This window comes from Plantactinospora alkalitolerans (assembly GCF_015690345.1).
Classification (GTDB): Bacteria; Actinomycetota; Actinomycetes; order Mycobacteriales; family Micromonosporaceae; genus Plantactinospora; species Plantactinospora alkalitolerans.
On record NZ_JADPUN010000065.1, the window covers coordinates 1 to 21,574 of the forward strand.

The following is a 21,574-nucleotide window of genomic DNA, read 5'->3' on the forward strand; positions in this document are numbered from 1 at the left end:
CCCCCAGAACCCGGTTATCCACCGCCACCCAACACCGGTTACCCACCGCCACCCGCGCCGAGCCCGGAGTGGGGGCAGCAGCAGCCGCCACCACCACCACCGAACCCCGAGTGGGGCCAGCAGTCACCACCACCGACTCTGGAGTGGGGCCAGCCCCAGCCACCGGCGCCGAACCCCGAGTGGGGCCAGCCACCGTCCAGCGGCGGACCGCAGCAACCCGGGTACGGAGGCGTGCAGGATCAGCCGCAGTCCGGCGCACCGGGCGGGCAGTACGGCACCCCGGACGCCCCGTACGGTGCTCCCGGTGCCCAGTACGGCCCTCCCGGCGCCCAGTACGGCGCGCCCGGTACGCCGTACGGCCCTCCCGGTGCCCCACTCGGAGCGCCCGGTGCCCCGAAGAAGAAGGGCGGCCTGAAGGTCGCCCTGATCATCGGCGGCATCGTGTTGCTGCTGCTCTGCGCCTGCGTGGGTGGCGGCGTCTGGTGGCTTGTCGACCGGGGGTCCGACGACCCCGGCTCGGATCCCATCGGAGCGCCGACCTCGACCGCCAGCCCGACAAGGTCCACCCCGCGCACCACCCCGTCGTCGAGTACGGACCGGTACGCGAAGGGCGACTGCCTGGTCAACGACGGTACGGACAGTGATCCGAAGCTGCGCAAGGTGACCTGCGGGCCGAACACGTTCGAGGTGTTGTCCCGGATCCCGTTCAGCACCGACCCGAAGCAGTGCAAGGACGACGCCATCTTCGGCGCACCGGAGGCGGATGCCCACTACGTGCACGACGACGCGCTCGACCTCGGGGACTTCGTGCTCTGCCTGAAGTCGCGCTGACCGAAGCCTCCGTCGGCCCGCCTGGTCGCCGGCCCGCCCCGGAGCAGCAGTCGTAGTGCCGATAGCTAAAACTAGGACCGTCTAGCAGAGACGCTAGACGGTCCTAGTTTCTTCTCGACAGCGACGGCAGCTTTCTTCTCGACAGCGGCGGCAGCGGCGGCGGCGGTCGGTACGACGGCGCGACACGCCTACCCCGATCTACGTATGTCTAGCGGGGCGGCTAGACGGCCCGATACCGTGCGATACGTGGATCCGGTCCGCAACCCGTACGCGCCGGGCGCCGGCCAGCGCCCGCCCGAGCTCGCCGGCCGAGGTCGGGAACTCGAGGTCTTCGACATCGTGCTGGAACGGATCGCCCGAGGTCGCCCGGAACGCAGCCTGATGCTCACCGGACTGCGCGGGGTCGGCAAGACCGTGCTGCTCAACACGCTCCGGTCCCAGGCCATCAACCGGCTGTGGGGCACCGGCAAGATCGAGGCGCGACCGGACCAGTCGATCCGCCGGCCGGTGGCCGCCGCGCTGCACATGGCGATCCGGGAGCTGGCACCCCGGCACCGTGCCCCCGACCGGATCGACGCGTTCCTCGGCGTGCTCAAGGCCTTCGCGCTGCGCTCCGCTCCGTCCGGCTCGGCGACGACCGGTCGGGGCGCGGCCGCCACCCGGTTGCGGGACCGCTGGCAGCCGGGCATCGACGTGCCGGCGGCGAGCGGCCGGGCCGACTCCGGCGACATCGAGATCGACCTGGTCGAACTCTTCACCGACGCGGCCGACGTCGCCGCCGATGTCGGCACCGGGGTCGCGGTCTTCATCGACGAGATGCAGGACCTCGGTCCCGAGGACGTCTCCGGGCTCTGCGCCGCCTGTCACGAGCTGTCCCAACTGGGGGCACCACTGATCGTGGTCGGCGCCGGGCTTCCGCACCTGCCGGCCGTACTCTCCGCGGCGAAGTCGTACTCGGAACGCCTGTTCCGCTACCAGCGCATCGACCGGCTCGACCGGATCGCCGCCGACCAGGCGCTCTGCGCGCCCGCCGCCCGGGAGGACGTCGAGTACGAGCAGAAGGCGCTCGACCTGCTCTACGAGAAGTCCGGCGGCTACCCGTACTTCGTCCAGGCGTACGGCAAGGCCACCTGGGACCACGCGCCGCGTACCCCGGTGACGGCGGCCGACGTCCGGGTCGCCGCCCCGGAGGCGGAGGCCGAACTCGCGGTCGGGTTCTTCGGCTCCCGGTTCGAGCGGGCGACTCCGGCCGAGCGCGAGTACATGCGGGCGATGGCCGGGCTCTCTCTGGTCGAGGGCGCGACCACGACCGACGTCGCCGACGGTGGGCACCGCGACGACATGGACGCCGCCGTCTCGACCGCCGAGATCGCCCGGTCGCTCGGTCGCAAGCCGGCCAGCCTCTCGCCGGCCCGGGACGCCCTGATCAAGAAGGGGCTGATCTACTCCGGCGAGCGCGGCACGGTGGCGTTCACGGTGCCGCACTTCGGCCGCTACCTGCGTACCCAGCCGGCCTGACGCCGCCACGCCTGCCAGCCTGACGCCGCCATGGCAGCCGCCCTCACGCCGCCACGGCAGCCGGCCGGTGGGCCGCCTACACCTGGGACCAGGGGGCCGGAAAGATCACCTCACCGCTCGGTACCGGCTCCACCGCACCGTCCGTCGAGGGCAGCACCAGCGCCTGCCACGGATCCCCGAGCCCGGACCACGGGCTGGTCAGCTTGAACCGGGCCGCGGGCTCGAATCCGAACCGGCGGTAGTAGGCCGGGTTTCCGAGGACCAGGACGAGTCGCTCGTCCAGCTCGGCGGCGGCGTCGAGCGCGGCCTGTACGACGTCCCGGCCGTAGCCTCGGCGCTGCCGGTCGGGGCGTACGGCCACCGGTCCGAGGGCCAGCGCGGGGATTGCGCCCGGTTGCACCAGTACCCGGCTCAGCAGGGCGTAGCCGACCAGTTCCCCGTCGACCTCGGCCACCATGGACAGTTCGGGCAGCCAGGCGTCGCTGTCCCGCAACGCCTCCACGAGTTGCACCTCGGGGGGCCGTCGGGTCTCCGGGCTCGCGAACGCCTGGGCGACCAGTCGGCGGATCGGCGCGACGTCAGCCAACCCCTCCGGTCGCAGTCGCACAGTCGTCACAGCTCGCGACGGTACCGCCACAGCGCCCTCGAGTCTCCCACTTCGACGGGTGAAACTTGCGCAGAACGGGTAAGACTTGACCCATGAGACCCGTACGCACGGTGGCCCGTACCCTGTTGAGCACGATATTCGTGGTCAGCGGCGCCCGCGCCGTGACCAACCCCGAACCGCACCTGGAGCGGGCGAAGCGGGTGACGGACCGGGTCGCCCCGGTGCTGCGCGGCGTGCATCCGGGCCTACCGACCGATCCGGCGAGCCTGGTCCGGGCCAACGGCGCCGCCCAGCTCATCGGCGGACTGCTCCTCGCCACCGGGCATCTGACCCGGCCGGCGGCTGCCCTGCTGGCCGGCACGATGGTGCCGACCACGCTCGCCGGACACGCGTTCTGGAACGTCGACGATCCGACGGAGCGGAAGATCCATCAGATCCACTTCATGAAGAATCTCGGCCTGCTCGGCGGGCTGCTGCTCGCGGCGGCCGACACCCAGGGCCGCCCTGGCCTGGGCTGGCGGACCAGTCACGCGGTGGACGGCGGGCGTCGACGGGTACGTCGCGCGGTGCGCACGGCACGCCGGGACGCCCGGATCGCGGTACGGTCAGCCGCGACGGCACGCAAACTCCCGGGCTGACCTGCACTCCTGGTCACGGAATTTGCGGGTTGGCGGGTGGCGATCGGCCCACGGTCCATGCCGGACATATGCTAGTTTCACCTGACTGAGCGGCCTTGAATCACCTGAACCGTACTCCCTGCGTTAACGCGGTGGAAATGTCGCGAACCAGTGTGGGATCGGACACGGTCGCATAACGCAGGAGGCATTCCAGTGACTCGCCGTTCTAGGCTCCTTGGAGGACCTGGGCGGAACACCGACATCGGTACGGGGGTGGCCACGCCATGCCGGCGACCGTCGAAAGACGGCTAAGCCGCCTCGCCCCAGTCCGCCGCTTTGCTCGTGGAATCGACCGTCGGGCAGTCGTACGAATCGGCATCATCGCCGTCGTCTGCTACGCCGCGTGGCTCGCCATAGTCACGTTCGGACGGTCGTACAACTTCTTCGACATGAAGATCTACCACGGCGCGGTGGTCTGGTGGGCGAGCGGACACGAGCTCTACGACTTCATCGCACCCAGGACCACCCTCGGCTTCACCTATCCACCCTTCGCCGGCCTGGTCATGCTGCCGATGGCGAAGATCCCGCTCGGCCTCGCCGGCTGGGTCAACGTGCTCGCCAGCGTCGCCACCCTGACGCTCGTGCTGGCCGCGCTGCTCAAGCCGATCGTCGACCGGTTGGGCTGGTCGCTGTGGTTCACCCTCGGCATCGCCGTACCGCTCGCGGTGGCGATCGAGCCGACCCGGGAAACCCTGGGATTCGGCCAGGTCAACCTGCTGCTGTTCGGCCTCATCATGGCCGACCTGGTGGCGCTGCGCTGGCGGGCCCGGCGCGGGGCCCGGACCAACCCGGCCGACGGCCCGATGCGCCGGCTGTGGTTCAGCGGCGTGTGGGCCGGCGTCGGCATCGGGCTGGCCACCTCTATCAAGCTCACTCCGGCGCTCTTCATCGTCTACCTGCTGCTGACCCGGCAGTGGCGGGCCGCGATGACCGCGGTCGGCACCGCCATCGCCGTCACCGTCGGTACCTTCGCCGTCGCGGGCCGCGAGTCGACCACCTACTGGATGTCGGTGCTCTGGCAGACCGAGCGGGTCGGCGCGGCGGACATGACCCCGAACCAGTCCCTGGCCGGGGTGCTGGCCCGGCTCTACGACTCGATCGAGACGCCGACCCTGCTCTGGCTCGCCTTCGCCCTGCTGGTCCTCGCGCTCGGCCTGTCCCGCGCCGCCAACTCGCACGCCGACGGTGACGAGCTGACCGCCTTCACCCTGATCGGGCTCACCACCAACGTGATCAGCCCGATCTCCTGGTCGCACCACCTGGTCTGGGTCATCCCGGCGATGGTGGTACTCGGCGACGCCGCGAGCCGGCGGCGGGCGGCCAGCCGGGGGCTGGCGTACCGGAGCATGCTGTCCGGGGCCGGCTCCGGACCGGCCGGCATGAGCGGACTGCGGGCGCCGATCTGGTTCCCCACCCTGACCGGACTCCGGCACGGCGTCGCGGCGATCGGCCTCTACCTGCTGTTCCTGATCTCGCCCATCTGGCCGTACGAGCACCAACTGCCCGAGGTCTCGCACTACCAGGACGGCTTCTTCGGCGCCCTGATGGAGAACTCGCTGGCGCTCGCGGTGATCGTGCTGGTCGCCGCGCTGCCGTGGCGGCCGGGCGCCGAGCCCGCCTTCTATTCCGAGCACACCCGGTTCGACCGGCGGTCCGTCACCGGTCACCGCTGACCCGGGAACTCGCTCGACGGGAGCGTCAGGTCACGGGCAGTTGACCCATTCCTCGGTACCGTCGGCGAAGACCTGCCGCTTCCACACCGGCAGCCGGGCCTTGACCTCGTCGACCAGCCGGGCACACGCCGCGAAGGCCGCCGCCCGGTGCGCGGTGCTGACCGCCGCCACCAGGGCCACGTCGCCGATCGCCAGCGGCCCGAGCCGATGCGAGACCGCGATCGCGTGTACGGCCGGGTCGGCGGCGATCTCGGCAGCCACCTCCCGCAACACGTCGGCGGCGCTCGGATGGCCCTCGTACTCCAGCCGGACGACCGCGCGCCCGTGGTCGTGGTCGCGTACCACGCCCTGGAACGAGACCACCGCTCCGGCGGCGGAGTCGGCGACCACGGCCTCGTGGAAGACCGGGTCCAGCGGCTCCACCCCGACCGAGGTGTGCACCGTCGGGCCGGGCGTCGCCGGCACCGTCTCGACGACCTGCTCGCTCATGCCTCTCCTCCCACAACGCGCTCGCCCGGCAGCAGGGGCAGCGGTACGACCGGCACCCGGTCTCCCGGCTCGCCCCGGGTCCCGGGAGCGATCACGGCGAAGCCGTCCGCCTGGGCCAGGCCGCGCAGCATCGCCGAGCCGACGTGCCGGACCGGATGGGCGGTGTTCCGGGCGGTGTCGACCCGGACCAGCGCAAGATGGGTGTGATCGCCCCGGCCCGGTACCGGCTCGGCCAGGGTCACCTGGGGCAGCTCCGGCATGGCCCGGCCGTGCAGCCCGGCCAGCAGCGGGGCGACCAGGGAGACGGTCGCGACGATCGCCGACTGTGGATTGCCCGGCAGCCCGGCGACGAACCTGGCCCGGCCGTCCGCCCCGACGACCCGGGCGAGCAGCATCGGAAACCCGGGGCGTACGGCGACGGTGTTGACGACGTACTCCGCGCCGAGTTCCCGCAGTGCCGGGTGCAGGTGGTCGACCGGCCCGTTCATGGTGCCGCCGGTGGTGCAGACCAGGTCGGCTTCGGCGAGACTCCGGCGGAGCGCGTCGACGTGTGCGTCCAGCGTGTCGGCCACCGGTCCGACGAGGTCGGCGGCGGTGATGGTGGCGCCGTACCGGCGTAGCCAGCCGGGCACCGCCGGGCCGAGCGAGTCCCGTACCCGGCCGGCGCCCGGCCGTCCGGTGGTCAGCAACTCGTCGCCGAAGATGATTAGAGCGGCCCGGGGGGCCCGGCGGACCCGCAGGGTGTCGTAGCCACACGAGGCGGCCAGGCCGATCACTCCGGGGTCGACCGGGGTACCGGCCGGCAGGAGTTCCTCCCCGGCCCGCGCCTCCTCGCCCGGGTCGCGCCACTCCGGCGTCGACCGCAGCGTGCCGGCGACCAACCCCTCGGCGGTACGCGTCGACTCCTCGATCCGGAGCACCCCGGCCGCGCCGTCCGGCAGCATCGCACCGGTGGCGATCTCCACTGCGGTGTCGTCTCCGGTCAGCGGCGGCGGCGTACCTCCGGCGAGGACCCGTCCGACGATCCGCCACGGCCCGGCGCCGCGTACCGCCCAACCGTCCACGCTCGACGTCGAAAAGGCCGGCAGGTCGGTGAGGGTGGTCAGCGGCTCGGCGAGGGTCCGTCCGTCCGCCTCGGCCAGCGGCAGGTCGACGGGCTCGGGCACGGCGGCCCGGCCAGCCTCGTAGACCCGGGAGCGCGCCTGCGCCCAGTCCAGCGTGGGCAGCGCGGCGGCGACGGCGGCGGTCTCCGTGCTCACTCGGCCCTCTCCCACCCGTTCTTCACGTTCACCCGGTCCTCACGTTCACCGTCCGAGCCTATCGTCGCGGTGTGACCGACCGCTGGACAGTCACTCGGGCGACGTCAGGGATCGCCGGGAAGTCAGTCGGTACGCGGGTGGTCGCCGCCCCGGAGCTGGTCGACGGCGTGCGCCAGAATCGGCCCGAGTACGGCCAGCCCGTCCCGGGCACCACCTGTCGAACCGGGCAGGTTGACCACGAGCATCCGGCCGATCACCCCGGCGACCCCTCGGGACAGCGCCGCCGCCGGGACCTTGTCCCGGCTGTGCGCCCGGATCGCCTCGGCGATGCCGGGAATCTCGTAGTCGAGCATCGCCCGGGTCACGTCCGGGGTCCGGTCCGTCGGGTTGATTCCGGTGCCGCCACTGGTCAGCACCACGTCGACGCCGTCCGCCGCCGCCCGACGCAACTCCTCGGCCACAGGCTCCCCGTCCGGCACCACGACCGGCTCGTCCACCTGCGCGCCGAGTCCGGTCAGGCCGGAGACCAGCAGCGGGCCGCTGGTGTCCGCGTACACCCCGGTGGCCGCACGGTTGGAGGCGACCACGACCCGGGCCCGGATCACGGCCGGTCCGCCGGTCGGGTCCAGTCGCCGGTCTTGCCGCCCTCCTTGCGCAACACCCGTACCCCCTCGATCGAGGCGGCCGGGTCGACGGCCTTGACCATGTCGATCAGCGCGAGCCCGGCGGTGGCGACGGCGGTCAGCGCCTCCATCTCGACGCCGGTCCGGTCCGCGGTCCGGACCGTCGCGGTGATCTCCACGGTGTCGTCGCCGGGCTCCAGGTCGACCGTCACGCCGTGCAGGGCGATCGGATGGCAGAGCGGAATCAGGTCCGGGGTGCGCTTCGCGCCCATGATGCCGGCGAGCCGGCCGACCGCCAACGCGTCGCCCTTCGGCAGGCCGTCCCGGCGCAGCAGCTCGATCACCTCGGCGGTGGTACGCAGCCGGCCGGCGGCGACGGCGCGACGTACCGACACGTCCTTGGCGGAGACGTCGACCATCCGGGCCGCCCCGGCGGAGTCGACATGGGTGAGATGCGCGGACTCGGTCACGCTCGCGAGCCTACCGAGGGTGACTTCGGCCCGTGGCACGGCCGGTCGGCGCGACATCGGTCCACGTGCCGGCGACGACGTCCGGTGGCCCGAAGAGCCGAATCTTGATCATCCGCAGCCGCAGGTCAGGCGGAACAACTCATTCCGCAGTCACTACGCGCAGCCCGCCGAGCACTACAATCACACATTCACTTACGTCATTACCTCTACACCACCCTGAGATGTGCCGAATTCTCCGCATTGACACAATTCACCGCAATGACGTGCTTTCATGCCTTGTCGATGGACACAGGGTCAACATGTCGGTACGAAGCGAGTTTTGCCAGCTCATCCGATGGAAACCGGCGGACAGTACGCCGACACTCGATACCAATCGAGTGGAGTGCATCACACCACCCGCCCACACCACCACCCCAGAACACGGAATGCGGTTACTCCGGAACAGATCTTCCAATGCGCCGGCAAGACGGGTATCCCGGAGGTAACACCCTTCGCCGCTCTCTGACGTGAGGGTCCGCAGGACCAGGCTAACGCTCTCAGTTCTCATATATGGACAGAGCGTGACGAATCCGACCCTAGTTGACTAATACTGAGCATAGCGACATTTATTGTCGCTTATCCGCCCTAGTCTCCCTAAGCTTCTCTCATCTCGAGATTGAGGTTGGCGAGTAAGGGACGATCCCACACGTTTCGGATGCGACTTAGATACGCCTAGATGGAGGAAGCGCCATGCGCGGCAACGAGTGGATCTGAGAGCGATACAGCCATCACCCTGAGGCATCAAAGGTTGCTACCGTTACAAGCGACCAGACATCTGCAACACCAGGAACCGGTGTGAGTCAGACAAAGCGACGCGACAACGGGACCGATCAGCGGCTGCCGCTGCTCATCGGTCTCGTCGCTGTTTTCGCCGCAGGCGTCGCGACTTTGTCCCTACTGGACAGCATTCGCAACCCGCCGACCTCGGGAAACCAGCTGATTACCGTCGCGATGCTGATCCTCACGGTCACGATCAGTCTGCCCGTGAAGGCTCCGATCCGGATCCGATCAACAACTCACGCCACCGCATGGGTGGAGACTGCCATTGTCATCGGCGTCGCCGTCGCCCCCACGTCGTGGGTGGTGCTCTGCACGGGACTCGGCGTGGCCGTCGCGACCAGGATCATGAGGCTGTCCTCGATAAAGACAATCTTCACTATCAGCAAGAACATGCTGGTCGCAGCGGGGGCGGGTACAACCTTGACGCTTTTGGGCTGGGTTTGGCCACCACCCGACGGATTGCCGTACATGATCGCACCACTCGCTGCGGCCTACGCCGTCGCGGCATTGCTCGATGAGGCACTCGGTATCCCGGTGATCGCGCTCGCGGCCCGAACGAACGTGCTCCAACACTTCGTCACCAACTGGGATCTGCGGCTCGCCGGGTTCGGGGTCCGGTTCGTTGTCGCTGTCTTCACGCTGATCCTCCTCAGGGTCGAGACCTGGCTGCTCGTTGCGATGCCACCCCTGGCTCTCAGCCTGCATCTCGCCTATTCGACACGTGTTCGGGCACGTGCCGAACGCTATGCCTGGCAACGGCTGGCGCACACCACCGACGCGCTCAACGTGGTTGACCTCAACGCCGTACTGCGGACCGCCGTGGCCCAGGCCGCCGACCTGTTCTCGGCCGACGAGGTCGAGGTCGAATTGCAGGACAACAAGCGCACGGTGCGCGGCAACAGCGAGACGATCAGCTACGACGGGTTCGCCAGTCCACCCTCGTTCACCAACGGATCGATCATTCCGATGGAGATGAAGGGGTACGACGGCAGCGCGGTCGGCATGCTGCGGCTGCGGTTCCACGGGCCCGTCAAGCTCTCCGAGCGGGAGCAGTACACCCTCCGTACCTTCGCCTCCGCGCTCTGCACGGCGGTCCGCAACGCCTCCGCGTACGCGGAACTGAACCGGGTGGCCGAGGAGCACGCGCACGCCGCCGCCCACGACGCGCTGACCGGCCTGGCCAACCGGCGGCACCTGCTGGACCGGGGCGCGGACCAGCTCGGCCAGCGCCGCACCGAAGGGGTCATCGCGCTCCTGCTGATCGACCTGAACCACTTCAAGGAGGTCAACGACACCCTCGGGCACGCCGCCGGGGACCGGGTACTGATCCAGGTCGCCGAGCGGTTGCGCGCCGCCGTCCAGGGTGACGACCTGGTCGCCCGGTTGGGCGGGGACGAGTTCGCGGTGCTCTTCCACGGCCTGCCCGCCCCGGCGGTCGCCGCGCACCGGGCCGAGTCCCTGCTCACCGCGCTGCACGAGCCGATCGATCTGGACGGAATGCGGATCAGTGTCGAGGCCAGCGGCGGCATCGCGGTCGCGCCGAGCACCGGTGGGATGACCGAACTGCTGCGCCGCGCCGACGTGGCGATGTACCAGGCCAAACGGGCCGGACGACGGATCGCCACGTACGCCCCGGCCCGGGACACCGCCGACCTCAGCCGGCTCGCCCTCGGCGGCGACCTGCCCCGGGCGGTGGCCGACCACGAGTTCACCGTCAACTTCCAGCCGATCGTCGATCTCGGCAGCGGCGAGGTGGTGGCCGCCGAGGCGCTCGCCCGGTGGCGGCACCCGGCCCGGGGCACCATCGACCCGCTCCGGTTCCTGGAGACGGTCGAACGCTCCGGCCTGCTGCCGGCGTTCGCCGAAGCGGTCCTCGACCAGTCCCTGATCGCCGCCCAGACGTGGCGGGAGGCCGGCTTCGACCTGCCGGTGGCGGTCAACGTCTCGCCGCGCAGCCTGCTCGACGCCCGGTTCCCCGGCGCCGTGCTGGCCCGGCTGCGGGCCCACGACCTGCCACCCGACCGGCTGGTGCTGGAGCTGACCGAGACGCTGACGCTCAGCCAACTGGAGGTCGTCGACCAGGTCCTCGGCCAGCTCCGGGACGCCGGGATCCGGCTCGCCCTCGACGACTTCGGCACCGGCTACTCGTCACTGTCGGTGCTGTCCCGGATCCCGGTGCACGAGTTGAAGATCGACCGCGCCTTCGTCACCGCGATGGAGACGTCGGCCGAGGCCACCGCCGTGATCCGGTCCACGGTCGATCTTGGCCGCAGTCTCAACCTGGTGGTCGTGGCGGAGGGCGTGGAGAGCGAACCGCAACGCATGGCGCTCTGGGAACTCGGCTGCTCCGCCGGGCAGGGCCACCTCTTCGCCCGACCGATGCCGGCCGCCCGGCTCCTCTCCGCCCTGCACCAGGGCGCGGGTGGCCGCCCCGGCACCCTCGCGCCCGCACTGCACGACGAGGGCGCCGTGGTCCGGCTGTCACCCGGCCGGCGATCCGGTCCACGCCGCGTGGAGCGTCTGCCACACTTGCCCGCGTGAACGTCGCGGACCATCAGGCGGACGAAACGGAGATCCCGCCACCGGCATCGGGCGGTCGCCGGTACTGGAACCGGGCCGATCGGGCCGCCGGAGGGCTCGCCGCCGACCTGGTGCTCTACGCCCTCTCCGCCGCCTTCGCCGCCGTCACCGCCGCCACCTCCACGCTGCTGCCACACCGCGCCTGGGGCGCCGTGGCCGTGTTCGGCTACCTCGCCGCCACGGTCGCCGTCCTCGGCCAACTCCTCGCCCGGCACCGGCGCCCCGGCAGCCGGCTCGCCGGCACCGCCGCCAGGGGCGTACTGACCACGGTCGTGTGGACGGCCACCGCGCTGGTCCCGATGATCTGGCAGGCCGTCGAGCGGGCCGGTGGTCGGCTCGACCGGGCCCAGGAGGAGGTGCTGGTGATCGAGCACTCCGGGGCGCGGCTGCTCGACCACGGCACCCCGTACCTCGGGCGGGACGCGATCGCCGCGCTGCCGGGCGGGGAGCAGCTACTCGGCTACACCCCGTACCAGCCCGGGATGGCGATCTTCGGCCTGCCCCGGGCTCTCGCCGGCTCCGCCTGGTGGACCGACGCGCGGATCTGGTTCGCGGTCGCCACCGCCGCCGCGCTCGGCGTCGCCGTGTCGCTGCTGCGGCGCCAGGTCCGGACCATCGCCGCCGGACCGTCCGACCCACCGAGGGCCGCACCGTCCGTACCGTCGGGAACGGCGAACCCCGGCCGGTCCGCCGCCGCAGCGACACGCGCCGGGCTCCGCGACGCCGCCGTGGTCCGCGCGGTGCAGCTCGCGACCGTACTGCCGGTCTGCGCGTTGACCCTGGCAACCGGGGGCGACGACCTTCCGGTGCTCGCGCTCTGCCTGCTCGCCCTGGCCTGCGCCGCCCGGGACCGGTACCTCGGCGCCGGACTCGCGGTGGGACTGGCGGCGGCCCTGAAGCTCTTCGCCTGGCCGGTCGCGCTGGTCCTGCTCGTGCACGCCGTGATCCGGAACCGTCGGGCCGGTGCCCGGCTCGCGATCGGCGCGATCGGGCTGCCGATCGCCGCCCTGGTCCCGGCCCAACTGGTCGACTCGGCCGCACTGGTCGAGAACGTGCTGCGGTTTCCGCTCGGCCACGGCCTGGTGACCAGCCCCGCCCAGTCACCCTTTCCGGGGTACCTGATCGCCGGATCGCTGCCCGCCGGCCGGGTGATCGCCGCCGCGCTGCTCGTCGCGGTCGGGCTGCTGATCGCCGTCCTGCTCGTCCGCCGCCCGCCCCGCACCGCCGCGTCCGCCGCCCTGTTCTGCGGGTACGGTCTGCTCGCCGCGATCCTGCTGATGCCCTCGACCCGCTTCGGGTACCTGCTCTACCCGGTCGCCTTCCTCGCCTGGGCACCCGCGCTCCGGCTGGCCGGCACGGCGACCGAGGCGAACTCCGTTCCGACCCCGGTGGCGGCGTCCACGTCGTGAACCCGTCCCGTGCCCGTCCCACCGGACCGAGCGAGCCCGACACGCCGGATGAGCCGGTCGCGCCGCCTCGACCCGGCGCACCGGTCGGTCGGCCCCGCTGGGACGTGATCGCCGTGGTCGCGCTCGGCGGGGCGCTGGGTTCGGCCGGCCGGTACGGGCTTCTCGTACTCTGGCCGCACGCCTCCGACGGCTTCCCCTGGGCGACCCTGGGCACCAACCTCTCCGGCTGCGCGCTGATCGGACTGCTGATGCGGCTGATCACCACCCATCCGGCGGCACACCGGCTGGTCCAGCCGTTCTTCGTCACCGGGATGCTCGGCGGGTTCACCACCTTCTCCACGTACGCGGTCGAGACTCGCAGCCTGCTCGCCGCGGACCGGCCCGGCCTCGCCCTCGGCTACCTGCTCGGTACGCTGGCCGGAGCGCTCGCCGCCGTACGCCTCGGGATCTGGGCGGCGGAGCGGATCCGGTCATGACCAGGCGTACGGGGTTCCGGTGCTGACCTGGGCGATGGTGCTGCTCGGCGGCGCGGTCGGCGCGGTCGCCCGGTTCGGCGTCAACTGGCTGGTCGTACGCGGTTCCCGGCCGTCGCCCTGGGCCACCTTCACCGTCAACGTCGTCGGCTCGCTGCTGCTGGGTCTGCTGGCCGGCGTCGGCACCGCCCTTCCCGGCTGGGTCGGCACACTCGTCGGTACCGGCTTCTGCGGCGCCCTGACCACCTACTCGACGTTCGGCTACGAGACGGTACGGCTCGCCGGAACCGGACCGGTGGGCCGGGGTTGGGCCCTGCTCAACATCGTGGCCACCCTCGCGGTGGGGCTCGGCGTCGCCGCCCTGGGCTGGCAACTGGGCAGGTCGTTCTGAGCCGGCGAGCTGAGACTTTCTGGGCCGTCTTCCGGCAGGGCGCCCCGACGGGGCGTAGACCTGAGACATGGACGCGACCTATCGGGATCGGACGGCCGCCGGGGCGGTGCTGGCCGACCTGCTGGACTCGGTCGCCGGTCAACCGGACGTGATCGTCCTCGGACTGGTCCGGGGCGGCGTTCCGGTGGCGGCTGCCGTGGCGGAACGCCTCCGGGCGCCACTCGACGTACTGGTCGTCCGGAAGCTCGGCCTGCCCGAGGCGCCCGAGGTGGCCTTCGGCGCCGTCGGGCCGGGTGGGCTGCGGGTACTCAACGAGGAGATCGCCGATCGGCTGGATCCGGCGGAGGTGGACACGGTGGTGCGGGCGGAGACGGCGGAACTGGAGCGTCGGGAGCGGCGGTACCGGATGGGCCGGCCCCCGCTGCGCCTCGACGACCGGATCGCGGTGATCGTCGACGACGGCCTGGCCACCGGCGCCACCGCCCGGGCTGCGGTGGGAGTGGCCCGGCAACTCGGCGCCCGCCGGGTGGTGCTGGCCGTTCCGGTCGGCGCACCGGAGGCGTACGCGGTGCTGACCCGAACCGCCGACGAGGTGGTCTGCCCGGAACGTCCGGCCGGCTTCGGTGCGGTCAGCCGCTATTACGCGGACTTCCACGAAGTGCCGGACGAGGAAGTGGTGGCCCTGCTGACGGGCTCCTGAGGATTCGACCGGGTACCGTCGAGTGATGCAGATGACCTGTCCGAAGTGTCGTGGCGACATGCGTCAGTACGAGCGCAGCGGCGTCACGGTCGACCAGTGCACCGAATGCCGTGGACTCTTCCTGGACCGGGGCGAGTTGGAGAAGCTGTTCGAGGCCGAGGCCAACTGGAGCCAGCAGCACGCGCCGGCGCCTCCGCAGCCGTCGCACGCGCCCGGTAACGCCTACCCGCCGCCCGCACCGCACCAGCCGGGTTACGCGGCGCCGAGCCACGTTCCGCCGCCGCCACCGCCGGCCCACGGCTACCCGCAGCAGGCTCCCGCGCCCGCCTACGGGCAGCACCAGCAGCAGCACTACGGCTACCACGGCCACTACAAGCACAAGAAGCGTAAGGGTTTCCTCGACGACTTCTTCGGCTGACCGGGCCCGCCGGCGACCGGATCTCGATCCTGGTCCCGCCGGCTGGCCAGCCTCGGAGATCCCCGTGCTCAGGTCGACTCCCGCGCGTCGCCGGCGGGTGGACGTCACCTTCCTGAGCATGGGGATCCTGTGCATCGGATCCGGTTTCGCCTCCCGGAACCCGGGACCCGTTAGGCTCGGCGGTTGACCGGGTGCGGGTGGACCGGTCGCCCTCCACCGAAGAAGAAACCGGGCGGGGTGAGTGCGCTGGACGAGGTGTCCGAGGGATCCGCTCCGCGGCAGGCCGTCCCGGTGCCGGTGCCGGTGCCGGCCCAGCTCGCGCTCGCGACGGCGTACGACAGGATCACCGCGACGGTCGACGGCCTCGCCGACGCGGACCTGCTGCGACCGACCCGCTGCCGGGGTTGGTCCGCCGCCGACCTGCTCTTCCACCTGGTCTGCGACGCCCAGCGGGCGTTGGTCGCGCTGGCGAGCCCGGCGGACGGACCGGCCGACGTCGACGCCGTCAGCTACTGGCGGTCTCCGGATGATCCGGACGAGGGCCGGCACGCCCTGTGGGTACGCCGCTGTGCCGCCGCGTTCGACCGACCGCGCGGAGTCGTCCGGCTCTGGACGGACACCGCGCCAGCGGCGGTACGGGCAGCCCGCGCCGCGGATCCGAGCGGGTACGTCGCCACCCAGGGACATGTGCTGGCCGTTCCGGAGTTCCTCGCCACCCTGGTCACCGAGGCGGTCGTGCATCACCTCGACCTGGCACCGGATCTTCCCGGCGCACCGGAACCGGACCCGGGCGGTGTCGCCATCGCGGTCGCCACCCTGGACGGGCTGCTCAGCGACGAGGCCGTACGCCCCGCCGACTGGTCCGACGTCGACTACGTCCTGAAGGCGACCGGGCGGATTCCGCTCACCGAGCACGACCGGTTGGCGCTGGGCGAGGCGGCCGGCTGGATCCCGCTGCTCGGCTGAATCCGGCCCGTCGCGCGGTGATCCGCCTCGGCCCGTCGCGCGGTGATCCGCCTCGGCCCGTCGTCCGGTGATCCGCCTCGGCCCGTCGTGCGGTGAAGCGGTCGCTCAGACGATCGCCATGTCGACGAAGCGCGAGAGGTGAAGCTGGGCCGCGACGGTGACGGTGTCGGTGGGTCCGTTCCGGTGCTTCGCGACGATGAAGTCGGCCTCGCCGGCCCGGGGCGACTCCTTGTCGTAGTAGTCGTCGCGGTGCAGCAGGATGACAACGTCGGCATCCTGCTCAATCGACCCAGATTCACGCAAATCGGACAACTGGGGCCGCTTGTCGGTACGTTGCTCCGGGCCACGGTTCAGCTGGCTGACCGCGATCACCGGGCATTCGACCTCCTTGGCGAGCAGCTTCAGCCCCCGGGACAGCTCCGCGACCTCCTGCTGGCGGCTCTCGGTGCGCTTGGGCGAACTCATCAGCTGGAGGTAGTCGACGACGATCATCTTGAGGTCGTGCCGTTGCTTGAGCCGCCGCGCCTTCGCCCGGATCTCCATCAGGTTCATGTTGGGGGTGTCGTCGACGAAGAGCGGCGCCTCGCTGATCTCGCCCATCCGGCGGGCCAACTTGGTCCAGTCGTCGTCCGAGAGCTGCCCGCTCCGCAGCACGTGCAGTGGCACCCGCGCCTCGGCCGAGAGAAGCCGCATCACGATCTCGACCTTGCTCATTTCCAGCGAGAAGATCGCGCTGGCACAGTTATGTCGAATTGCCGCGTTTCGGGCAAAGTCCATTGAGGCGGTGGAGTTATGGGTCGGGATCATCGACCGTCCGGCCAGGTAGAGGTGGTCGGCGTTGTCGACCGTTACGCAGCGGACCGGCACGCTCGACACCGGCCGGACGTCGACGATGTACCGGCTGCTCGTACGTTGCGTACCGTCGCACCGTCGCCGTGCGGCGTGCGCTTCGCGCTTTCGGGTCAGGCGGAAAACGTCATCCGGCGTACTGAAGTTCAGGTTGTAGGCCGTCGAGGACGCCTCCGTACGTCCACGGACCCGTTTCCGGTTGACTGTGCAGCGGTATCCGAGACTGACGATCAACTGGTACACGTCGTCGGCGAGGCGAGCCGACGTGGTCGTGTACTGGATGTTGCCCGTCGTGGTGACGGTCCCGTCGGTGTCGAGAAGGCCGGCGAGCAGCCTGCGGCGCTGGCCCTCTGATGCTCGCAGATACTCGCCGGGAACGTGTTTGTTGTTCAGGACGCCCAGCGTCCGCAGGGTGCCGACCAGGGAGCCGTGTCGGCGATGACATTCCACGCATCGACGGCCGGACGCCTTCCCCGCCTGACTCGGCGTCACCTGGCCGCAGGAGGCGCAACCGACCTTCGGCCGCGGCATGCCCCTCGACCGACAACCACACACCCGTCCGCAGGTGAAGATGGCGGGCGACTTCGGCAGGAAAACGGCGCGGCAGACGATGCACTTCCGCTCGATCAGCGGCGGCAGTTCAGGCCAAAGGATCGTGTACGCCATCGGCCCGGACGGGCGCACCCGGAACCCGTCTTGCCGTACGCCGTCGACGATGTCCGTGTCGATGGTCGTGAAGCGGGCCGCACTACTATGTCCGTCGCCGAGCCACACCCCCAAGGTGTAGGCGGGGATGGGCAGGTCGCGTTCGGGCAGGTCCAGGGGTGCGCAGTTCTGCACGGCGTGGTTCGCGCGGGTGTCTGCCGAGATGCGTAGCGAGGCCGCTATTTCGGCGGTGGTGTGGATCTGCTTATGGGTGACCGTCGTCTCGACATTCATCGTCCTGCCGACACGCTCCGCGAGTGCGGCGACCAACGTCCGCCGAGAGTACGCCTGGATCTGCCGCACCCACGGCTCGCCCGCGCGGACATACTCACGAGTAGCGCGGCCGGCGACCCCGACCTCCTTCGCTACACCGTGAAGAACGTTACGGAACTGCTCGCCCGCCACGGCTACCGCATCACCGAAGGTGATCAAGGTATCCGGTTCAGATTCGGAAGCTGCCCGGGTGGCCGCCACGGCGGCACGCGCCTCCGCCGACCACTGGTACGTCGACCGTGTCTCAGCAAGCTGTCGCCGGTGGGCTCGGGTCGTCGTCTTCCACAGATGTTCGGCATCCGCGACGATGATGGAGCCGTCGGAGAACTCGACCTCGTAACACGGCCGGTCGTGCATCACCTCAAACGCGTGGGTGACTGTGGTGGGCCGACCGTCTGCGCCAAGTAGCTGGTCGCCGACCCTTACTTCTCCCATCGTTGTCCAGCCATCGGGCGTGGGTAGTGGTGTGTCCAGGGCCAGTGCTTTTCCCAAGCCAGGCCTACCTGCCACAATGATCAACTGACCGGGGTGCAGCCCGTTGAGCAGCCGGTCCAGGTCGGTGAAGCCGGTCGGTACCCCGGTCATCACGCCGCCCTGCGCACCGACCGCCTCGATCTCGTCGAGCGTCGGCTGGAGCATGTCGGCGAGCACCGCGAAGTCCTCGCTCACCCGCCGCTCGGTCACGTCGTAGACCGCCTGCTGGGCCAGGTCGACGACGTCGTCGACGTCGCGCCCGCCGCCGCTGGCGGACCCGTAACCGAGCTGGACGATCCGGGTGCCGGCCTCGACCAGGCGCCGCAGCACCGCCCGCTCACCGACGATCCGGGCGTAGTAGGCGGCGTTGGCGGCGGTCGGCACGCTGGCGATCAGCGTGTGCAGGTACGGCGCCCCACCGACCCGGCCCAGGTCACCGGCGTCGGCAAGGGCGGCGGCAACGGTAATCGCGTCGGCCGGTTCGCCCCGGCCGTAGAGGTCCAGGACCGCGTCGAAGATCGTGGCGTGCACCGGCCGGTAGAAGTCGTTGGACTTGAGAATCTCGACGACGTCGGCGATGGCGTCCTTGGACAGGATCATGCCGCCCAGCACGCACTGCTCGGCGGCGATGTCCTGCGGCGGTGTCTTGTCGAACTGCCCGTCGCGCGGAGGCGGAACGTCGGTCGGGGGTGTGGACGACGACCTCGGCTCCCCACGAACATCGTCGGTGACCGACACTGTCATCCCCCTCCGCCACCCCGGCTGTCCTAGCGAACCGCCGAGGTACGACAGTTTCCGACCGACCCGTTGATCGGCCCCGCCTGTCCGGGCCGGCCCGGCCAGTCGCTACGACCGGGGGAAGTCGGTACGACGTGGCGAGGTCAGGGCGCAACCATACGGAAGACGAGCTCAACGGCTCAACCATGGCGGTGGACGGAACTCGGGACAACCTGTGGACGGCCGGCCATGGGATGTGCGCAGCCCTGTGCACAGGCTGTGGAAACTGACTGGGGAAGATAACCTGTACCCGCTCTGACCTGCGAAGACTCGATCCCCACCATGTGGAGGAAAGAAACAGGTCGAATTCGGGTCAGCGGGACGGCGTATCATCGGACGACGGCAATCTTGTGCACGTGTCCTCGCGATCGATCTACCAGAAAGGTCACGCTCCGGCCGTGGACCATCGGGACCGGGGGCGGGGTGAACTCGCCCCACACGAGCGGCAAGACAGCGACGGCTGGGGCAACCCGGCGAGTCCTTGGCCGGGGGATCCCTACTCGCGCCCGGACGGCAGTCACCGCACTCCGAGCCGTCGGCGTGCCCGCCACCGTGGAGCGCCGGACCCCGTCGACGACTACACGCCGCCGTGGGCGCTGGAGTCCACCCCGCCGACATCACCGGACCCGGTAGCGGGCGGCCGGGACGGCGGACGGCACCACCGGCCGGACCCGGTGGGCGAGCGCGGCGACGGACGTCGACGGGCCGACCCGGACGTCACGTGGGAGGGCATGGACGAGTACTGGCGTGCGCCGCGCCGCCTGGCCGACGATCCGGTCGCCGACGGCGTTCCGGACGATGACGGCTGGCGTGGCACCGCCGGTTGGCGACGGGCGTCGCCCGACACCGGGGCCGGCGACGTCGGGACAGGTGACGTCGCAGCCACCGGCCGGCACGACACGAGCTGGGGAGACGCCGGACGGCACGCGGACGGCACGGCCGGCGGATGGACCGGCGCCGCCCCCGTCTCGGGCGCCAGCCCGGTCTGGGGTGCCAACCCCGTTTCCGGTGCCAGCCCGGTCTGGGGTGCCGGTCCCGTTTCCGGTGCCGGTCCCGTTTCCGGTGCCGGCGGGCCCGAAAGCTACCCCGGCGATTCCTCCGTGCGACCCGGCCGTGGCCGGCGGCGCCGGGCCGAGCCGGAACCGGGCACGGACGAATCTGCCGCACCCACCTCGGGCTGGGCCGGTGGCGCACCCACCGGCTCCTGGACCGGACGCGGCGGCCCGGATGATCCGGAACGGACCGGGGAGGGTCCCCGAACGGGCCGGGCCGGTGCGCCCGGTGACGGCTGGCGGGACAGCGCCGACACCTGGGACGGTTGGCTCGACCGCCCGGGCACGGTGGACAGTGGCCGGCGGGACCGGACCGACGCCCGGGGCGATGGTTGGCGGGACTCCACGACGGAACTCGGCGGCGGGGGCCGGAGGCGGGCCGAGCCGGACCGGACCGACGGCCGTGGCACGGTGGGACGGCGTCGGGCCCAACCGGAGAGCTGGGACCGCGACGACCCGGGTCGGCCGGATCGTCCCATCGACAGCGGCGCCCGCTCGCGCGACCGGGCCGGCGGAGACGGATCGGCGGCAGCCCCGTCGCCGGACCTGGCCGCGTCGGCCGAACCCTCCCCGGCGGATCCGGCCCAGGGGGGCGCCTCGGCGAAGCCGTCCGCCCGCTGGGTGCGGTCACCGACCGAGGTCGACCGTCGGGACGGCACGGACTTCCCGCCCCGAGGCTCCGCACGCCCGCCGGGCCGGGCCGAGGCCGCCGGCCGCCCGTGGGAGCGGGAGCCGGACGCCGAGCCGGTACGCCGGGATCGGGACACCGGGCCGGTACGCCGGGATCGGGACACCGGGCCGGTACGCCGTGGCCGGGACATCGGTGCCGTACGCCGGCCAGTCGACGACCCCGGGGTACCGGGCGGGCCGGCCGACGACCGTGGCCTACCAAGGTGGCAGGGACAGGGCGACAACCGGGGCGGGTCGGGCCGGCACGCCAACCCCGCCGCCCCGGAGCGCGGCCGCCCGGACACCACCACCCGCCGGAGCCGGCACAGCGACCCCGGTCCCTGGGACCAGTTCACCGACACCGGCATGCTGGAGCCGGTGACCGACGCCGGACCCGGAAGCAGCCCCACCGTCGGCCGGCGACGGGACCGGAGCACCAACACCAGCCGGTGGGACCAACTCACCGACACCGGCATGCTGGAGCCGGTGACCGACGCCGGACCCGGAAGCAGCCCCACCGTCGGCCGGCGACGGGACCGGAGCACCGACACCAGCCGGTGGGACCGGTTCACCGACACCACCGAATGGCGTAACGGCGAACTCGCCGGGTTGGCCGCTGACGGTGGGGCCGGAGAGGTTGGCCGTAGCGAGGTCGATCGAGACGACGGCTTCTGGTCCGGCGCCAGACTGGCCGGTGACGACCCGCGGTGGATGGGCATCCCCGACTCGGCGCCCCGATCTCCAGCCGTCGCCTACCCTCCGCCGGCCGCGCCGGCACGGCGGCGGCAGAGCGAACCCGCGGCACCGACACGGCGGCGCGCCGAGACGGTGGGCACCGGGGCCCGCGCCGGCGCGACGGTCACCCCGCGCCG

17 protein-coding genes and 1 pseudogene are annotated in these 21,574 nt (G+C 71.4%); 12 read left to right on the plus strand and 6 right to left on the minus strand.

Going from position 1 to position 21,574, the window contains the following annotated elements:
* Both I0C86_RS42895 and I0C86_RS04385 read left to right on the plus strand, forming a co-directional pair.
* On the plus strand, positions 1 to 831 hold an 831-nt coding region (locus tag I0C86_RS42895; protein WP_230393530.1), incomplete at its 5' end, for an LppU/SCO3897 family protein.
* 246 nt (positions 832 to 1,077) lie between these two features.
* Entirely contained in the window at positions 1,078 to 2,349 is a 1,272-nt protein-coding gene (locus I0C86_RS04385; protein WP_196199895.1) for an AAA family ATPase, read from the plus strand.
* A 76-nt stretch (positions 2,350 to 2,425) separates the two neighbouring features.
* Here the strand turns inward: I0C86_RS04385 and I0C86_RS04390 are convergent, their stop codons facing one another.
* The gene (locus I0C86_RS04390) at positions 2,426 to 2,965 is read right to left on the minus strand and encodes a GNAT family N-acetyltransferase (RefSeq protein WP_196199896.1); all 540 of its coding nucleotides are present in this window, start codon (positions 2,963 to 2,965) and stop codon (positions 2,426 to 2,428) included.
* Positions 2,966 to 3,048: 83 nt separating this feature from the next.
* On the opposite strand from I0C86_RS04390, the gene I0C86_RS04395 reads away from it, so the two are divergent.
* Both I0C86_RS04395 and I0C86_RS04400 read left to right on the plus strand, forming a co-directional pair.
* Positions 3,049 to 3,594 carry a DoxX family protein gene (locus tag I0C86_RS04395; protein WP_196199897.1) on the plus strand — a complete coding sequence of 182 codons (546 nt, stop codon included), beginning with the start codon at positions 3,049 to 3,051 and terminating at the stop codon, positions 3,592 to 3,594.
* Between the two features lie 263 nt (positions 3,595 to 3,857).
* Positions 3,858 to 5,306 carry a glycosyltransferase 87 family protein gene (locus I0C86_RS04400; RefSeq protein ID WP_196199898.1) on the plus strand — a complete coding sequence of 483 codons (1,449 nt, stop codon included), beginning with the start codon at positions 3,858 to 3,860 and terminating at the stop codon, positions 5,304 to 5,306.
* 30 nt (positions 5,307 to 5,336) lie between these two features.
* Here the strand turns inward: I0C86_RS04400 and I0C86_RS04405 are convergent, their stop codons facing one another.
* The 4 genes from I0C86_RS04405 to moaC all read right to left on the minus strand — a co-directional run bounded on the left by I0C86_RS04405 (position 5,337) and on the right by moaC (position 8,147).
* The gene (locus I0C86_RS04405; protein ID WP_196199899.1) at positions 5,337 to 5,795 is read right to left on the minus strand and encodes a molybdenum cofactor biosynthesis protein MoaE; all 459 of its coding nucleotides are present in this window, start codon (positions 5,793 to 5,795) and stop codon (positions 5,337 to 5,339) included.
* Complete coding sequence (locus tag I0C86_RS04410) at positions 5,792 to 7,054, minus strand: molybdopterin molybdotransferase MoeA (protein WP_196199900.1); 1,263 nt, start codon at positions 7,052 to 7,054, stop codon at positions 5,792 to 5,794. Before I0C86_RS04410 ends, I0C86_RS04405 begins: the two co-directional genes overlap by 4 nt.
* Before the next feature lie 122 nt (positions 7,055 to 7,176).
* A complete protein-coding gene (locus tag I0C86_RS04415) occupies positions 7,177 to 7,659 on the minus strand; it encodes a MogA/MoaB family molybdenum cofactor biosynthesis protein (protein ID WP_196199901.1) in 483 nt (160 codons plus the stop codon).
* Positions 7,656 to 8,147, minus strand: a complete 492-nt coding sequence (moaC, locus tag I0C86_RS04420; protein WP_196199902.1) for a cyclic pyranopterin monophosphate synthase MoaC — start codon at positions 8,145 to 8,147, stop codon at positions 7,656 to 7,658. The genes I0C86_RS04415 and moaC overlap by 4 nt, the downstream gene beginning before the upstream one ends.
* An 834-nt stretch (positions 8,148 to 8,981) precedes the next feature.
* Here moaC and I0C86_RS04425 point away from each other — a divergent pair.
* From I0C86_RS04425 to I0C86_RS04455, 7 genes are all read left to right on the plus strand, one after another.
* A complete protein-coding gene (locus I0C86_RS04425; RefSeq protein WP_196199903.1) occupies positions 8,982 to 11,507 on the plus strand; it encodes a putative bifunctional diguanylate cyclase/phosphodiesterase in 2,526 nt (841 codons plus the stop codon).
* Positions 11,508 to 11,539: 32 nt separating this feature from the next.
* Entirely contained in the window at positions 11,540 to 12,955 is a 1,416-nt protein-coding gene (locus I0C86_RS04430) for a glycosyltransferase 87 family protein (RefSeq protein ID WP_196199909.1), read from the plus strand.
* On the plus strand, positions 12,952 to 13,431 hold the full coding sequence (crcB, locus tag I0C86_RS44330; RefSeq protein WP_196199904.1) for a fluoride efflux transporter CrcB: 480 nt from the start codon (positions 12,952 to 12,954) through the stop codon (positions 13,429 to 13,431). Before I0C86_RS04430 ends, crcB begins: the two co-directional genes overlap by 4 nt.
* Before the next feature lie 22 nt (positions 13,432 to 13,453).
* A complete protein-coding gene (locus I0C86_RS04440) occupies positions 13,454 to 13,819 on the plus strand; it encodes a fluoride efflux transporter FluC (protein ID WP_196199910.1) in 366 nt (121 codons plus the stop codon).
* Between the two features lie 67 nt (positions 13,820 to 13,886).
* Positions 13,887 to 14,519, plus strand: a complete 633-nt coding sequence (locus I0C86_RS04445; RefSeq protein WP_196199905.1) for a phosphoribosyltransferase — start codon at positions 13,887 to 13,889, stop codon at positions 14,517 to 14,519.
* Positions 14,520 to 14,541: 22 nt separating this feature from the next.
* Positions 14,542 to 14,937 (plus strand): TFIIB-type zinc ribbon-containing protein, encoded by a 396-nt coding sequence (locus tag I0C86_RS04450; protein ID WP_196199906.1) that lies wholly within the window; start codon positions 14,542 to 14,544, stop codon positions 14,935 to 14,937.
* A 237-nt stretch (positions 14,938 to 15,174) separates the two neighbouring features.
* A complete protein-coding gene (locus tag I0C86_RS04455) occupies positions 15,175 to 15,903 on the plus strand; it encodes a maleylpyruvate isomerase N-terminal domain-containing protein (RefSeq protein ID WP_323373453.1) in 729 nt (242 codons plus the stop codon).
* 105 nt (positions 15,904 to 16,008) lie between these two features.
* On the opposite strand, the gene dnaB is transcribed toward I0C86_RS04455, so the two are convergent.
* The gene (gene dnaB, locus I0C86_RS04460) at positions 16,009 to 18,948 is read right to left on the minus strand and encodes a replicative DNA helicase (RefSeq protein ID WP_196199907.1); all 2,940 of its coding nucleotides are present in this window, start codon (positions 18,946 to 18,948) and stop codon (positions 16,009 to 16,011) included.
* A gap of 431 nt (positions 18,949 to 19,379) precedes the next feature.
* Here dnaB and I0C86_RS04465 point away from each other — a divergent pair.
* Positions 19,380 to 21,574: pseudogene (locus I0C86_RS04465) on the plus strand (hypothetical protein); the annotation flags it as partial.